Here is a 15,137-nt window from a genome sequence, read left to right on the forward strand (position 1 = left end):
TTGGACGTTCCTGAGGCGACATCAGTCGACCGCCTGAGTCGAACGGCCACGGGCCGGGAGGGGCGAACATGGATCTGGCCCTGCTGCGCACGTTCGTCACGGTGCACCGGGCCGGTTCCTTCACCCGCGCCGCCGCGCTCCTGGGCCTCTCCCAGCCCGCCGTCACCAGTCAGATCCGTACGCTGGAACGACAGCTCGGGCGGCCGCTCTTCCTCAGACGGGCGCGTGGAGTCACCCCGACCACCATCGGCGACGAACTCGCGCACCGCGCGGCACCCCATCTGGACGCCCTCGTGGAGATCGCCGAGACCGGGCTCGACGAGGGGAGCGGTGTCCGCACCCTCCACGTCGCCGGCCCCCCGGAGTTCACCGCGCTCCGCGCGCTGCCCGCCCTCACCCCCCTGGTCGGGCAGGGGCTGGCCGTGCGGGCCTCCTTCCTCGGCGACACGGAGGAGATCCTCGACGGGCTCGCCGCGGGCCACCACGATCTGGCCATCGCGACCGCCCGCCCCCGGGGAGGCCTGCTGGTCTCCACCCCGCTCTGCGACGAGGAGCACGTCCTGGTCGCAGCCCCGCGCTGGGCCGCCCGGCTCTCCCCCGAGGTGCTCCTGAACAAGGACGCGGTGCTCCTGGAACAGCTACCGGTGGTCGAGGTCCACGAGTCGCTGCCCTTCGTCTCCCGCTACTGGGCGAGCGTCTTCGAGACCGAACCGGCGGCGGCCGCCACCGTCATCGCCCCCGATCTGCGGGCCGTGCGGGACTCCGCCGCCTCCGGCGCCGGGCTCGCCGTCCTGCCGCGCTATCTGTGCGAGGAGGCGCTGCGGCAGGGGCGGCTCGTGGCGCTGCTCGACCCCCCGGTCCCTCCGCTCCGGACCTACTTCCTGGTCGTGCGCACGGGGACGCTCGCGCTGTCCCCGCTCGCGCGGGCCCACGAGGAACTGCTGCGCGCGGCAGGGAACTGGTGAGTTTCAGGACACCTGGGACGGGCCATTTTCTTCCCATGACCGAACGGCCCGTGATCAAGCGCACCGCACGCGCCATCCTGCTCGACGGGGACGATCTGATCCTCATCAAGCGGACCAAGCCCGGGATGGATCCCTACTGGGTCACCCCCGGCGGCGGGGTGGAGTCCACCGACTCCACCGTCGTCGAGGCCCTGCACCGCGAGGTGCTCGAAGAGCTCGGCGCCAAGATCACCGACGTGGTGCCCTGCTTCGTCGACACCGTCGAGCACATCGTCGACGGCGGGGTCTCCGGGGTGAAGGTCCAGCACTTCTTCGTGTGCCGGCTCGCTTCCATGGACCCGTCCCTGCGGCACGGCCCCGAGATCGAGGAGCCGGTCGGCGAGTACGAGATCGTCCGGGTGCCCTTCAGCCGCGTCGGCATCGCCGCCGTGCACCTCGTCCCGCTCTCCCTGCGCCACTACCTCGACGGCAACATCGAGGGCGTGCGCGCGATGCACGCCCCCGACCTGGGCTGACTCCCTAGGGGGTGTCTTGTCGATCAGGCCGGATCAGGGAGCGGCGTCTGGTGCCGTGCATCGCAAGGCGGAGGAGGGAGGCAGTGGGGTCTCCCCTGTTCGAGCGAAGCCGAGAACTTGGGGAAGGAGCGTTGTCGACCGACGACAACGCGGCGAGGCGCGGTGCCAGGCGCCGCGAGCCCGGCCTGATCGACAAGACACCTCCTAGCCCGCCGCGGGGGTGAGTTCCGCGAGGAAGTCGTGGCGGATGCGGTCCGAGGGGACCCCCGCGCCGCGCAGGGCGTCGATGCCCCGGCGGACCATGTCGAGCGGTCCCGAGAGATAGGCGTCCCGTTCGTTCCACGGGCCGTAGCGGCAGACGGCGTCCGGGAGCCTTCCCTGCTCCTCGGTGACCGGATGGACGGAGAGCCACGGGAAGGTCTTCTGGAGCCGCAGCATCGTGTCGATGTCGTAGAGGTCGTGGCCGCTGCGCGCCCCGTAGAAGACGTCGACCGGGCGCCGGTCCCCGTGCTCGGCGACGTCCTCGACCAGCGCCTTGATCGGCGCTATCCCGGTGCCGCCGCCCATGCAGAGCAGACCGGTGTCCGTGGAGTGGTCGACCGTCATGGAACCGGCCGGCGGACCGAGCCGCAGCACGTCCCCGGGGCGCGCCCGGTGCACCAGTGCGTTGGACACCCAGCCCGCCGGGACGGCCTTGACGTGGAGGGAGAGCAGCCCGTCCGGCCGGGGTGCCGAGGCGAAGGAGTAGTGGCGCCATATCCGGGGCCACCACGGGGTCTCCAGCGTCGTGTACTGCCCGGCGAGGAAGGGGTACGGCTGGTCGGGCCTGAGCGTGACCACGGCGATGTCGGGGGTGCGCAGGTCGTGGGAGACCACTTCGGCCTGCCACCAGGCGGGCGCGGACCGCTCGTCCTCCGCGGCCGCGTCGATCATGATCTGGGAGATCGTCGTGTACGCGCGGACCCAGGCCGCCTCGGTCTCCTGGTCCCAGCTCTTCTCCGCGTACCGCTCCAGAGCACCCATGAGGGCCTCGCCGACGGCCGGATAGTGGTCCGCCCGCGTCCCGTACTTCCGGTGCCCCCTGCCGAGGTTCTCCAGGTACGCGGTGAGGACCGGGGCGTCGTCCATGTGCTCGGCCGCCGTCAGCAGTGCCTTCAGGAGCCGGTCCCGCTGGGTGTCCATGGCCGCGGGGAACATCTCGCGCAGCCCGGGGTACCGGACGAAGAGCAGGGCGTAGAAGTACGAGGTCACCCGGTCGGCGACCGGTGCGATCTCCGCCAGCGTGCGCCGGACGAGCACGGCGTCGGCGGAGGGCCCCTCGGATATCCGGGGTTCCGTCCCCTCTGCCTCCGGGGGCTCCCGCTCGTACGTCGTGGTGGTCGGAGCATCCATCATGTGCCTCGCCTCGCGCTGGCCGGCTTCCGTGACCGCAGCATGACGCTTCCCGCCGACGCTTCGGACCGAAAGTGGCGTTCTCGGGCCATAGGCCCGGTTTTCTGGCTAGGCTGCGCTGTTTCGGACCAGGGCGTAGGCCTCGCGCAGATCCCCTCCGGAGTAGCTGTGGCGGGAGAGCCCGGCGAGATGGTGGTCCGCGTTCACGGCCACCGTCTGCGGCACGATCGCGAAGAGTTCCGCGTCGGACATCGAGTCCCCGTACGCGACGCAGTCGGCGGGGTCCACTCCGTACCCCGCGCAGAGCTCCCTCGCGATCCGCACCTTCGCGTGCGCGTCGAGGATGCCCGGCCGGTGGATCGGCTCGGTGAAGGGGACCGCCGGCCAGAGCGAACCGTGGGTCGAGTCGACGCCCCAGTCGAGAAGCCGCTCGACGAAGAAGTCGGGCGAGAGGGAGATGACCGCGCAGAGGTCCCCCCGCGCCCGGATGTCCGCCCAGACCTCGCGGATGCCCGCCAGCCAGGGCGCCCCTTCGAAAGCCGCCACGACCTGGGCCGGGGTGAGCGCGGACCACAGCTCATGGGCCCGGACGGCGAACTCGTCCGGTGTGAGCCCCCGTAGAAACCCCTCCTCCAGAAGGGTGATCTCCTCCAGCAGATTCAGCTGCCGGGAGATCTCCACCGCGGCGGCCGAACCCCTGATCAGGGTGCCGTCGAGGTCGAAGAGATGCAGTCGTCGCGTTCGAGGGCTTCGGGGTTTCACGTGAAACACCGTAAAGCGGTGGACGGAAGATCACCGTGTCGTTCAGCCTGAAAGGCATGCCGATTTCCCCCACTCCCCTCGCACAGCTCCCGATCCGACGGCTCACCTCGGCGGACCTCCTCTCCTGCGCCGACCTCTCCGAGAATCGGGGCTGGCCGCGCGAGGAGCACAAGTGGGGCCTGCTGCTCGCCGCCGGCACCGGCTACGGCATCGATGATCCCGACGGACCGGGCCTCGCCGCCTGCACCGTGGTCACCTCGTACGGCCCGGGGCTCGCCGCGATCGGCATGGTGCTCGTCGCCGAACGGTACGCACGCCAGGGCGTGGGGCGCCGACTCATGCGGCACGTCCTGGCGGAGGCCGGGGACACCCCGCTCACGCTGTACGCCACGGCGAACGGACAGCCCTTGTACGAACAGCTGGGCTTCGCCGAGACGAGCCGGTCCGAGATGGTGCGCGGGCACTTCGCCTTCGCCGCACCCGCCCCGGACGTTCCGGTCCGGCCGGCGACGGCCGAGGACCTTCCGGCGATCCTGCGCCTGGACCACGAGGTCTTCGGTCTCGACCGCACCCACGTCATCGCCCGGCTCCCCGCGTTCGCGGACCACCTCAGGGTCGCGGAGGAGGACGGCGAGATCACCGGCTTCGCGGCCGCCTGGCCCAACATGGACACCCATGTCATCGGCCCCCTGATCGCCCGGGACCCGGGCACGGCGAAGGCCCTGATCGCCGCCCTGGCCGCCGCCACCCACCGGCCGCTGCGCACGGACATCGACGTGCGGCACGCCTCCCTGCTGAGCTGGGCGAAGGAGAACGGCATCGACACGATCGCCACCACGTCGGTGATGATCCGCTCCCTGCCCGATCTCCCCGGCGACTGGCGCCGTCGCTTCGCCCCCCTGACCGTCGCCGCCGGATAGCTTTACTTGCAGACGCCCATTATTGCGCCTCTTCGTCTACCCTGGACGGAGAGCCGCACCGGCGCCGAGGAGACACCGAGGAGAGAACATGACCGCGACGGACCCCGCACTCACCGCGCTCTCCCAGCGCTGGTGCGCCCTCTCCCTGCTGCACGGCAGGATCGAGTCCCACATCGAGCGCGCCCTGGAGTCCGGCCACGGTCTGAGCGTGCGGGAGTACTCGCTGCTCGATGTCCTCAGCCGCCAGCACAGCGGCCCCGGCGGCCACCTCCAGATGAAGCAGGTCGCCGACGCCGTCGTGCTCAGCCAGAGCGCCACCACCCGGCTCGTCACCCGCCTCGAGGACCGCGGTCTGCTCACCCGGTACCTCTGCGCCACCGACCGGCGCGGCATCTACACCGACGTCACCGAGGCCGGCCAGAAGCTCCTCGAAGAGGCCCGCCCCACCAACGACAACGCGCTGCGCGAGGCGCTGGACGAAGCCGCGAAGAACCCCGAGCTGGCCCCGCTGGTCGAGGTCCTGGAGGGCGTGGGCGCGCCCGTATGAGCCCGACGCCGGAGTAGGAGCGCCCCGGCGTTACCCTTCGAGGCATGAGCGATCTTGAGATACGCCCCGCCACCGCAGAGGACCTCCCGGCCATCGTTGCGATGCTCGCCGACGACCCCCTGGGCGCACAGCGTGAATCCCCCGACGACCTGGCCCCGTACCTCATCGCCTTCGAACGCCTCGCGAACGACCCGAACCAGCACGTCGTCGTGGCCGTCCGCGGGGACAAGGTCGTCGGCACCCTCCAGCTGACGATCATCCCGGGACTCTCCCGCCGGGGCACCACCCGGTCGATCATCGAGGGCGTCCGCATCCACTCCGACGAGCGCGGCAGCGGCCTCGGAACGCAGCTCATCGAATGGGCCGTCGAGGAGTCGGGCCGCCAGGACTGCCGACTCGTCCAGCTGACCTCCGACGTCACCCGCACCGATGCCCACCGCTTCTACGAGCGCCTGGGCTTCGAGGCCTCCCACGTGGGCTTCAAGAAGAGCATCTGAGGACGCGTTTCACGTGAAACAGCACGGTTTCACGTGAAACGCCCCACAACGACTCAGAGACCGCGCCAGCCCGCCTCGTCCACGCCGCCCGGAACCGCGTCCTTCGGCTCGTAGGGCTCTCGCGTGAAGACGAACGAGCCGAGGTCGAGATGGCTCACGCTGCCGTCGGCGCGCCGCACCGCCCTGAGCGTCTCCCCCGCGTAGTAGCCGTTCAGGCCGACCCAGCCGCCCTCCGGCAGCGCCCGGAAGCGGGCACTTCGCCCGACGCCCCGCAGCGGTTCGAGCACCACGCCCCGCTCGGGCCCGAGCCGCAGCCCGTAGGCGTACGTACCCCAGTACCAGAGCCCCGTGAGGGACAGCAGCTCCTCGTCGACCTCGGCCTCGGGAAGGGGCCGCCACGGCTCCGGGAACCTGGGCTCCGCCTCCGCCACGATCCGCACGAGATCGGCGGCCACGACCCCCGCCAGCGGCCCCGAGGTGGCGTTGGAGAGGGCGATGCCCGCGAGGCCGTCCTCCACGCTCACCCACAGGGAGGCGACGAAACCCGGGAGGGAGCCGCTGTGGCCGATCAGGGTGCGGCCGTCCCTGCGCACCAGCTGGAGACCCAGCCCGTAGCCCGCCTCCCAGTCGCCTTCCCCTGCGGGAGCGGCCGGGGCGCGCATCTCCTCCACGGACGCCGCGGCGAGCACCCGCTCGTCCCCCGCCGCGAGGAAGGCGGCGAAGCGCGCGAGGTCGGCGGCCGTCGACCAGAGCTGCCCGGCCGATGCCATCAGGCCGAGGTCCTCGGACGGCTCGGGCAACATGACGTCGGCCCAGGGATGCACCGCCCAGCCACCCGCGTGCGGAGCGACGGGATCGACCGTCGTCCGCCCCATTCCCAGCGGCTCCAGAATCTCGCGCCGCAGCGCCTCCTCCCACGACACCCCCCGGACCGCCTCGACCAGCGAACCCAGCAGCGTGTAGCCGGGGTTGGAGTAGTGGTGCCTGCGTCCCGGCGACTGGAGGAAGGGCTGCTCCCCCAGGACGTCGGAGAGCTCCGGCCGCAGGGCGGCCGAGGACCGCTCCCACCACGAGCCGGGCGTCTCGGCCGCGAGACCGCCGGTGTGGCCCAGGAGTTGAGCGATCGTCACCTCCCCGACGCCCGTTCCCTTCAGGTGGCGCTCCAGCGGATCGTCGAGCCCGAGCAGGCCCTCGTCCCGGAGCCGCATCACCAGAACGGCGGTGAACACCTTGGTGATGGACCCGATCCTGAACTGGGTGTCGGCGTCCGGTGCGTGGCCGTCCACACAGCTGCGCGAACCGCTCCAGACCAACGCCCCGTCGCGGACCACCGCTCCCACGAAGGACGGCGTCCGCCCCTCGGACTGGGCGACCGCGACGCGGTGCAGCAGGGCCCGCTCGGTACCGGGCAACAAGGCTTCGAAAGATGTCGTCATGGACCCCATCCAACGCGAAGGTCGCCCGTGGGACTTTCCGATTTCCCTCGGGTCAGGTCTGGGCCATGTCCACGAAGCGCGAGTAGTGGCCCTGGAAGGCCACGGTGATCGTGGCCGTCGGGCCGTTACGGTGCTTGCCCACGATGATGTCCGCCTCGCCCGCGCGCGGTGACTCCTTCTCGTAGGCGTCCTCGCGGTGCAGCAGGATGACCATGTCGGCGTCCTGCTCGATCGAGCCGGACTCACGCAGGTCGGAGACCATCGGCTTCTTGTCGGTGCGCTGCTCGGGACCACGGTTCAGCTGGGAGAGCGCGATCACCGGAAGCTCCAGCTCCTTGGCGAGGAGCTTCAGGTTTCGCGACATGTCGGAGACCTCTTGCTGACGGCTCTCCTGCCGCTTGGAACCACCCGACTGCATGAGCTGCAGATAGTCGATGATGACGAGCTTCAGACCGTTGCGCTGCTTGAGCCGGCGGCACTTCGCGCGGATCTCCATCATCGACAGGTTCGGGGAGTCGTCGATGTACAACGGGGCCTGGGAGACGTCCGGCATCCGGCGGGCGAGCCGCGTCCAGTCCTCGTCGGTCATCGTGCCGGAGCGCATGTGGTGGAGCGCGACCCGGGCCTCGGCCGAGAGGAGACGCATGGCGATCTCGTTGCGGCCCATTTCGAGGGAGAAGATGACGCTGGGCAGGTTGTGCTTGATGGAGGCCGCCCGGGCGAAGTCCAGGGCGAGGGTCGACTTACCCATGGCGGGACGGGCCGCGATGATGATCATCTGGCCCGGATGCAGTCCGTTGGTGAGCGAGTCGAGGTCCGTGAAGCCGGTGGGCACACCGGTCATCTCGCCACTGCGGGAGCCGATCGCCTCGATCTCGTCGAGCGCGCCCTCCATGATGTCGCCGAGCGGCAGGTAGTCCTCGGTGGTGCGCTGCTCGGTGACGGCGTAGATCTCGGCCTGGGCCGAGTTCACGATCTCGTCGACGTCCCCGTCGGCCGCGTATCCCATCTGTGTGATCTTGGTGCCGGCCTCCACGAGGCGGCGCAGGACCGCGCGCTCGTGGACGATCTCCGCGTAGTACGAGGCGTTGGCCGCGGTCGGGACCGACTGGACCAGCGTATGGAGGTAGGAGGCGCCGCCGACGCGGGTGATCTCACCGCGCTTGGTGAGCTCGGCGCCGACCGTGATCGGGTCGGCCGGCTCGCCCTTGGCGTAGAGGTCGAGGATCGCCGCGTAGACGGTCTCGTGCGCGGGCTTGTAGAAGTCGTTGCCCTTGATGATCTCCACGACGTCCGCGATGGCGTCCTTGGAGAGCAGCATGCCGCCGAGGACGGACTGCTCGGCGTCGAGGTCCTGCGGAGGGACGCGCTCGAAGGCGGAGAGCCCGCCGTCCCAGGGACCGTCGCCGCCCCGCTCGTGCTGGTCGTCGCGACCACGGCCACGGCCGCGTCCCTCGCCACGGGTACGGGTGGGCAGCCGGTCGCTCGGTCCGCTGTCGGCCCAGGGGTCGTCCATGGGCTCGGGAATGCTCACCAAGCCACCTCCTCCCGTCCGCTCCGCGGACCTCGCCGTGCCACTCTTCCTTATGCCACGCCTTGATCGACGAGTGGCTTCGCGACCGCTTCTGGCGCGTCGGGCGCCGGACCACGGTAGGCCTGTGGAGAGCCCCAGCCAATCTGGTTATCCACAGGCCCTGTGGGTTACGGGCCAGATGCTGTGGAGAACTCCCCGGATCCTGTGCACGGAGCGGGGGACAGCCATGTGGACAAACTCATAACACCCCCGACCTCACCCATCTGACCTGCACTTTTCCCATCCACGGGCTGTGGGGGAGAAAAAGTTGTCCACCGGGACCAAGATCAGAACAAACGGCCCACACCCGAAGCCCCACGCCAGCCCCAAGTAAGGATCACTGATGCATTGCATCTCTTACCTGTGGAAGATTAGATTGAGCTCATGACTCAGGCCCCCGCGACCCCCAAGGACGTCCGCCGACAGCACGACCGCGAGATCGTCTCCCTCGCCCTGCCGGCCTTCGGCGCCCTCGTCGCCGAACCGCTGTTCCTCATGGTCGACAGCGCCATCGTCGGGCACCTCGGCACGCCTCAACTCGCGGGCCTCGCGATCGCCGCGGCCCTGCTCTCCACCGCCGTCAGCGTCTTCGTCTTCCTCGCCTACGCCACCACCGCCGCCGTCGCCCGGCGCGTGGGCGCGGGCGACCTCCAGGGCGCCATTCGGCAGGGCATGGACGGCATCTGGCTGGCGCTCCTGCTCGGCGCCGCCGTCGTGGCGTTGACCCTGCCCACGGCACCGTGGCTCGTCGACGTCTTCGGCGCCTCGGACACCGCCGCCCCTTACGCCGTCACCTACCTGAGGATCTCCAGCCTCGGGATCCCCGCCATGCTGATGGTCCTGGCCGCCACCGGCGTCCTGCGCGGCCTCCAGGACACCCGTACACCGCTCTACGTGGCCATCGCCGGCTTCGCGGCCAACGGCGCTCTCAACGCGGGCCTGGTCTACGGCGCCGGCCTCGGCATCGCCGGCTCCGCCTGGGGCACGGTCATCGCCCAGTACGGCATGGCCGTCGTCTACCTCGTCGTGGTCGTACGGGGCGCCCGACGCCACGGCGCCTCCCTCCGCCCCGACCCGGCCGGCATACGCGCCTCCGCCCAGGCCGGCGTCCCCCTCCTGGTCCGTACGCTCTCCCTGCGCGCGATCCTGATGATCGCCACGGCCGTCGCCGCCCGGCTCGGGGACGCCGAGGTCGCCGCCCACCAGATCATCCTGTCCCTGTGGAGCCTGATGGCCTTCGCGCTCGACGCGATCGCCATCGCGGGACAGGCCATCATCGGACGCTACCTCGGTGCGGACGACGCCGACGGGGCACGCCAGGTCTGCCGCCGCATGGTCCAGTGGGGCGTGGTCTCGGGGGTGGCGCTCGGTGCGCTGCTCATCGTCACCCGGCCCCTGTTCGTCCCGCTCTTCACCGGCGACACCACCGTGCAGGACACCCTGCTCCCGGCCCTGCTCGTGGTCGCGCTCTCCCAGCCGGTCTCCGGGGTCGTCTTCGTCCTCGACGGCGTCCTGATGGGCGCGGGAGACGGCCCCTACCTGGCCTGGGCGATGTTGCTCACGCTGGCGGTCTTCGCCCCGGTCGCCCTGCTGGTCCCGGCGCTCGGCGGCGGACTGACGGCGCTCTGGTGGGCGATGACCCTGATGATGACGGTCCGGATGGGAACCCTCTGGTTCCGTATGCGCTCCGGCCGCTGGATCGTCACGGGCGCCACCCGCTGAGGGACCGCCCTCGTTCCTCGTGAACCTCTGTTCCACGTGAAACAGCGGAAGGGCCGCACCCCGAGGGGTGCGGCCCTTCCTCACTGCTGAGCGCAGACTGCCGAGGGCAGCGTTACGCGGCGACGACCTCGATGCCGAGCTTCGCGGCAACCTCGGGGTGCAGACGCACGGAGACCTGGTGCGAGCCCAGGGTCTTGATCGGCGAACCGAGCTCGACGCGACGCTTGTCGACGTCGGGGCCACCCGCGGTCTTGATCGCCGAGGCGATGTCGGCCGGGGTCACGGAGCCGAAGAGACGGCCGGCGTCGCCGGAGCGAACGGCCAGGCGCACCTTCGTGCCCTCGAGCTGGGCCTTGATCTCGTTGGCCTGCTCGATGGTCGCGATCTCGTGGATCTTGCGGGCGCGGCGGATCTGCGCCACGTCCTTCTCGCCACCCTTGGTCCAGCGGATCGCGAAACCACGCGGGACCAGGTAGTTGCGAGCGTAGCCGTCCTTGACGTCGACGACATCGCCGGCGGCACCGAGGCCGGAGACCTCGTGGGTGAGGATGATCTTCATTTTTCGGTCACCCTTCCCTTATCGCGCGGTGGACGTGTAGGGCAGCAGCGCCATCTCACGGCTGTTCTTGACGGCCGTGGCGACGTCACGCTGGTGCTGCGTGCAGTTGCCGGTCACGCGGCGGGCACGGATCTTGCCGCGGTCGGAAATGAACTTCCGCAGCATGTTCGTGTCCTTGTAGTCCACGTACGCGGTCTTGTCCTTGCAGAACGCGCAGACCTTCTTCTTAGGCTTGCGCACAGGCGGCTTCGCCATGGTGTTTCTCCTGTGTGATCAAGAAGTGGGGGTACGAGCTGCTTCGAGGGCGTGCCCTAGAAGGGGGGCTCGTCCGAGTAGCCGCCGCCGGAGTTTCCACCCCAGCCGCCACCGCCGCCGCCCTGCTGGCCGCCGCCGGAGGGGCCGCCGGTCGCCCACGGGTCGTCGGCGGGAGCACCGCCACCACCCTGCTGGCCACCGCCGCCGGAGTTTCCACCCCAGCCGCCTCCGCCGCCGCCCTGCTGGCCGCCGCCGTATCCACCCTGGCCGCCGCGACCGGTGGTCTTGGTGACCTTGGCCGTGGCGTTCTTGAGGCTGGGGCCGACTTCCTCGACGTCCAGCTCGTAGACCGTGCGCTTGACGCCCTCACGGTCCTCGTAGGACCGCTGCTTCAGCCGGCCCTGCACGACGACGCGCATGCCTCGCTGGAGCGATTCGGCGACGTTCTCCGCCGCCTGACGCCAGACCGAGCAGGTCAGGAAGAGGCTTTCGCCGTCCTTCCACTCGTTGGTCTGGCGGTCGAAGGTGCGGGGGGTGGACGCGATACGGAACTTCGCGACCGCCGCACCGGACGGGGTGAAGCGCAGCTCGGGGTCGTCGACAAGATTGCCGACGACCGTGATGACGGTCTCGCCTGCCATGGGGAACCTCTCGGCGGGTTTGCTTCTGGCTGCTTCGTTGCTACTCGGACCCGATGACCTCTGAGCTAGAAGCTCAGTGGGTCTCGGGGCGGAGGACCTTGGTCCGGAGGACCGACTCGTTCAGGTTGAGCTGGCGGTCGAGCTCCTTGACGACCGCAGGCTCGGCCTGCAGGTCGATGACCGAGTAGATGCCCTCGGGCTTCTTCTTGATCTCGTAGGCGAGACGACGACGGCCCCAGGTGTCGACCTTCTCGACCTTTCCGTTGCCCTCACGGACGACGGAGAGGAAGTTCTCGATCAGCGGGGAGACAGCGCGCTCCTCGAGATCGGGGTCGAGGATGACCATCACCTCGTAGTGACGCATGTGGAACCCACCTCCTTTGGACTCAGCGGCCACGGTCGTTCCGTGGCAGGAGGGTCGTGATGCGTAAGCAACGGTATCCGCCACCACTGACAGTCCCCCTCGGCGAGCGAGGAGCGCTGTCGGGGATCCCGGAAGGACCTGGGCAGACACCGGCGCAGCTGTACAGAGTACCCGCACATCGGCTTGCGGTTGAAATTCCCCGGGGAGGGGACGCAATCTGTACACAACGGAAGTGGGCGGCGCCAGGATGCGCCGCCTTCCGGTAGCCACGCCAGGAGGTGCCCTATGGCACAGGCAATGCGACCCGACCCCGGCCACTCCCTCTTCGCGACCGACGGCAAACCCCACCCGCTCCAGGACGCCCTGATGGGCGTGACACTGGTCCTGGGGATCCTCGCCTTCGTCACGGCGCAGTTCCACAACCTGCACCTGTTGAGCTCCTGGTCGGGTCTGATCGGCATCCTGACCGGCGCGTACGGACAGTTCATCTCCGTGACGACACGCGAGCGCTTCCTGATGATCATCGGACTCGGCGCCTCGGCCGTCGGCTTCTACCTCGGAATGGCGCACGGCGGCCTCTTCGGCTGAGCCCGACCGCGCGTCGGCGCACACACACCCATTCGGGGCGCTCTCCGGTCACAGTAGGCTTCGGCGCGAGAGCCGGAGCCCCTGACCGATGGGGACACACCTGCCGAGGAGCGCCCCGCATGAGCCTGACCCTGAGGACCATCAGCCGTGAGCAGCATCTGGCATTCATCCAGAGCCAGCCCGCCGCGAGCCACTGCCAGGTCCCGGCGTGGGCTGATGTGAAGACCGAGTGGCGCTCGGAGAACCTCGGCTGGTTCGACAAGACCGGCGAGCTCGTCGGCGTCGGCCTGGTGCTCTACCGCCAACTGCCGAAGATCAAGCGCTACCTCGCCTACCTGCCCGAGGGTCCGGTCATCAACTGGTACGCGCCCAACCTCGACGACTGGCTGCAGCCGATGCTGGCGCACCTCAAGCAGCAGGGCGCCTTCTCGGTGAAGATGGGCCCGCCGGTGGTCATCCGCCGCTGGGACTCGGCCGCCATCAAGGCCGGCATCCAGGACCCGGACGTCAAGCGCCTCAAGGACGTCGAGGCCACCCACATCGAGCCGCGCGCCTTCGAGGTCGCGGACCGGCTGCGGAAGATGGGCTGGCAGCAGGGCGAGGACGGCGGCGCCGGCTTCGGCGACGTGCAGCCCCGCTACGTCTTCCAGGTCCCGCTCGCGAACCGCTCGCTCGACGACGTCCTCAAGGGCTTCAACCAGCTGTGGCGCCGCAACATCAAGAAGGCCGAGAAGGCCGGCGTCGAGGTCGTCCAGGGCGGCTACGAGGACCTGGCCGAGTGGCAGCGGCTGTACGAGATCACGGCCGTGCGCGACCACTTCCGGCCGCGCCCGCTCTCGTACTTCCAGCGCATGTGGACCGTCCTCAACAACGAGGACCCCAACCGCATGCGGCTCTACTTCGCCCGCCACAACGGGGTGAACCTCTCCGCCGCGACCATGCTCGTCGTCGGCGGGCACGTCTGGTACTCCTACGGCGCCTCCGACAACATCGGCCGTGAGGTCCGGCCCTCGAACGCGATGCAGTGGCGGATGCTGCGCGACGCGTACGCCATGGGCGCGACCGTCTACGACCTGCGGGGCATCTCGGACTCGCTCGACGAGACCGACCACCTCTTCGGACTCATCCAGTTCAAGGTGGGAACGGGCGGCGAGGCGGTCGAGTACGTCGGCGAGTGGGACTTCCCGCTGAACAAGCTGCTGCACAAGGCGCTCGACATCTACATGTCGCGCCGCTGACCGTTCCGTAGGCTTCGTAGTCTCGTACACACCTCTGACCCACCGCTGCCATCAGAAAGGTTCCGGGCCGGCCATGGCGCTCTCCCTCTACGTCGACACCGCTCGCTGGCGGGCGCACCAGAAGACCGTCATCGACCAGTTCCCGGGGCTCATTCCGGTGTGCAAGGGCAACGGGTACGGCTTCGGGCACGAGCGGCTCGCGGACGAGGCGGCCCGGTTCGGCGCCGACATGCTCGCCGTGGGCACCACGTACGAGGCCGCGAAGATCAAGGACTGGTTCGGTGGCGACCTGCTGGTCCTCACCCCCTTCCGCCGGGGTGAGGAACCGGTTCCGCTGCCCGACCGGGTGATCCGCTCCGTGTCGTCCGTGGACGGCGTCCACGCCCTGGTGGGCGCCCGGGTCGTGATCGAGTGCATGAGCTCGATGAAGCGGCACGGCGTGCGCGAGGAGGAGCTCCCGCAGCTCCACGCCGCCATCGAGGACGTCCGGCTGGAGGGCTTCGCCCTCCACCTGCCCCTGGACCGCCCGGACGGCACGGACGCCGTCGAGGAGGTCATCGCCTGGATGGACCGGCTGCGGGCCGCCCGGCTGCCGCTGCACACCATGTTCGTGAGCCACCTGCGGGCCGAGGAGCAGGCCCGGCTGCAGCAGCAGTTCCCGCAGACCCGGTTCCGCGCCCGGATCGGCACCCGGCTGTGGCTGGGCGACCACGAGGCCACGGAGTACCGGGGCGCCGTCCTCGACGTCACCCGGGTCGCCAAGGGCGACCGGTTCGGCTACCGCCAGCAGAAGGCCGCCTCGGACGGCTGGCTGGTCGTCGTCGCCGGCGGCACCTCCCACGGCGTGGGCCTGGAGGCCCCGAAGGCCATGCACGGCGTCATGCCGCGCGCCAAGGGCGTCGCCCGGGCGGGCCTCGCCACCGTCAACCGGAACCTTTCGCCTTTCGTCTGGGCCGGGAAGCAGCGCTGGTTCGCCGAGCCGCCGCACATGCAGGTGTCGATCCTGTTCGTGCCGGCCGACGCCCAGGAGCCCCGGGTGGGCGACGAGCTCGTGGCGCATCTGCGCCACACCACGACGCAGTTCGACCGCCTCGTCGAGCGCTGAGCCGACCGGAAGGCATCGCGCCGGGTCGGCCGGAAGCCACCGCCCGGCCGAGCCCGCC

17 protein-coding genes are annotated in these 15,137 nt (G+C 70.0%); 9 read left to right on the top strand and 8 right to left on the bottom strand.

Going from position 1 to position 15,137, the window contains the following annotated elements; translation table 11 throughout:
* Positions 1-68: 68 nt before the first annotated feature.
* The gene (locus ACIGW4_RS04125; RefSeq protein ID WP_123453627.1) at positions 69-965 is read left to right on the top strand and encodes a LysR family transcriptional regulator; all 897 of its coding nucleotides are present in this window, start codon (positions 69-71) and stop codon (positions 963-965) included.
* Between the two features lie 35 nt (positions 966-1,000).
* On the top strand, positions 1,001-1,480 hold the full coding sequence (locus ACIGW4_RS04130) for an NUDIX hydrolase (RefSeq protein WP_359586656.1): 480 nt from the start codon (positions 1,001-1,003) through the stop codon (positions 1,478-1,480).
* A gap of 204 nt (positions 1,481-1,684) precedes the next feature.
* Here the strand turns inward: ACIGW4_RS04130 and ACIGW4_RS04135 are convergent, their stop codons facing one another.
* Together ACIGW4_RS04135 and ACIGW4_RS04140 are read right to left on the bottom strand one after the other, a co-directional pair.
* On the bottom strand, positions 1,685-2,875 hold the full coding sequence (locus ACIGW4_RS04135) for a globin domain-containing protein (protein WP_399578376.1): 1,191 nt from the start codon (positions 2,873-2,875) through the stop codon (positions 1,685-1,687).
* Between the two features lie 105 nt (positions 2,876-2,980).
* Positions 2,981-3,643 carry an HAD family phosphatase gene (locus ACIGW4_RS04140; protein WP_123453623.1) on the bottom strand — a complete coding sequence of 221 codons (663 nt, stop codon included), beginning with the start codon at positions 3,641-3,643 and terminating at the stop codon, positions 2,981-2,983.
* 47 nt (positions 3,644-3,690) lie between these two features.
* Here ACIGW4_RS04140 and ACIGW4_RS04145 point away from each other — a divergent pair, with 47 nt between their 5' ends.
* The 3 genes from ACIGW4_RS04145 (at position 3,691) to ACIGW4_RS04155 (ending at position 5,598) form a co-directional block, all read left to right on the top strand.
* Entirely contained in the window at positions 3,691-4,554 is an 864-nt protein-coding gene (locus ACIGW4_RS04145) for a GNAT family N-acetyltransferase (RefSeq protein ID WP_399578379.1), read from the top strand.
* Between the two features lie 88 nt (positions 4,555-4,642).
* Complete coding sequence (locus ACIGW4_RS04150; protein ID WP_123453619.1) at positions 4,643-5,101, top strand: MarR family winged helix-turn-helix transcriptional regulator; 459 nt, start codon at positions 4,643-4,645, stop codon at positions 5,099-5,101.
* A gap of 44 nt (positions 5,102-5,145) precedes the next feature.
* Complete coding sequence (locus tag ACIGW4_RS04155; protein ID WP_399578382.1) at positions 5,146-5,598, top strand: GNAT family N-acetyltransferase; 453 nt, start codon at positions 5,146-5,148, stop codon at positions 5,596-5,598.
* A 53-nt stretch (positions 5,599-5,651) separates the two neighbouring features.
* On the opposite strand, the gene ACIGW4_RS04160 is transcribed toward ACIGW4_RS04155, so the two are convergent.
* Complete coding sequence (locus ACIGW4_RS04160; protein WP_398707981.1) at positions 5,652-7,034, bottom strand: serine hydrolase domain-containing protein; 1,383 nt, start codon at positions 7,032-7,034, stop codon at positions 5,652-5,654.
* 52 nt (positions 7,035-7,086) lie between these two features.
* Positions 7,087-8,568, bottom strand: a complete 1,482-nt coding sequence (dnaB, locus tag ACIGW4_RS04165) for a replicative DNA helicase (RefSeq protein ID WP_123453613.1) — start codon at positions 8,566-8,568, stop codon at positions 7,087-7,089.
* Between the two features lie 423 nt (positions 8,569-8,991).
* Between dnaB and ACIGW4_RS04170 the strand changes: the two genes are divergently transcribed.
* Positions 8,992-10,329, top strand: a complete 1,338-nt coding sequence (locus ACIGW4_RS04170; RefSeq protein WP_399578384.1) for an MATE family efflux transporter — start codon at positions 8,992-8,994, stop codon at positions 10,327-10,329.
* Positions 10,330-10,441: 112 nt separating this feature from the next.
* On the opposite strand, the gene rplI is transcribed toward ACIGW4_RS04170, so the two are convergent.
* The 4 genes from rplI to rpsF all read right to left on the bottom strand — a co-directional run bounded on the left by rplI (position 10,442) and on the right by rpsF (position 12,148).
* Positions 10,442-10,888 (bottom strand): 50S ribosomal protein L9, encoded by a 447-nt coding sequence (gene rplI, locus ACIGW4_RS04175; protein ID WP_030685731.1) that lies wholly within the window; start codon positions 10,886-10,888, stop codon positions 10,442-10,444.
* Between the two features lie 18 nt (positions 10,889-10,906).
* On the bottom strand, positions 10,907-11,143 hold the full coding sequence (gene rpsR / locus ACIGW4_RS04180) for a 30S ribosomal protein S18 (RefSeq protein WP_005315025.1): 237 nt from the start codon (positions 11,141-11,143) through the stop codon (positions 10,907-10,909).
* Between the two features lie 56 nt (positions 11,144-11,199).
* Positions 11,200-11,784, bottom strand: coding sequence for a single-stranded DNA-binding protein (locus ACIGW4_RS04185; protein WP_123453610.1), 585 nt, complete (start codon positions 11,782-11,784; stop codon positions 11,200-11,202).
* Between the two features lie 73 nt (positions 11,785-11,857).
* Positions 11,858-12,148: a 30S ribosomal protein S6 gene (gene rpsF, locus ACIGW4_RS04190; RefSeq protein ID WP_015034882.1), complete on the bottom strand. Its 291-nt coding sequence runs from the start codon at positions 12,146-12,148 to the stop codon at positions 11,858-11,860.
* A 285-nt stretch (positions 12,149-12,433) separates the two neighbouring features.
* Between rpsF and ACIGW4_RS04195 the strand changes: the two genes are divergently transcribed.
* The 3 genes from ACIGW4_RS04195 (at position 12,434) to ACIGW4_RS04205 (ending at position 15,079) form a co-directional block, all read left to right on the top strand.
* Positions 12,434-12,736 (top strand): hypothetical protein, encoded by a 303-nt coding sequence (locus ACIGW4_RS04195; protein ID WP_123453608.1) that lies wholly within the window; start codon positions 12,434-12,436, stop codon positions 12,734-12,736.
* 119 nt (positions 12,737-12,855) lie between these two features.
* Positions 12,856-13,974, top strand: a complete 1,119-nt coding sequence (locus ACIGW4_RS04200) for a peptidoglycan bridge formation glycyltransferase FemA/FemB family protein (protein ID WP_123453606.1) — start codon at positions 12,856-12,858, stop codon at positions 13,972-13,974.
* A 73-nt stretch (positions 13,975-14,047) separates the two neighbouring features.
* Complete coding sequence (locus tag ACIGW4_RS04205) at positions 14,048-15,079, top strand: alanine racemase (protein WP_123453604.1); 1,032 nt, start codon at positions 14,048-14,050, stop codon at positions 15,077-15,079.
* The last annotated feature ends 58 nt before the right edge of the window (positions 15,080-15,137 follow it).

The organism is Streptomyces sp. NPDC053513, from assembly GCF_044544765.1.
Taxonomy (GTDB): Bacteria; Actinomycetota; Actinomycetes; order Streptomycetales; family Streptomycetaceae; genus Streptomyces; species Streptomyces litmocidini.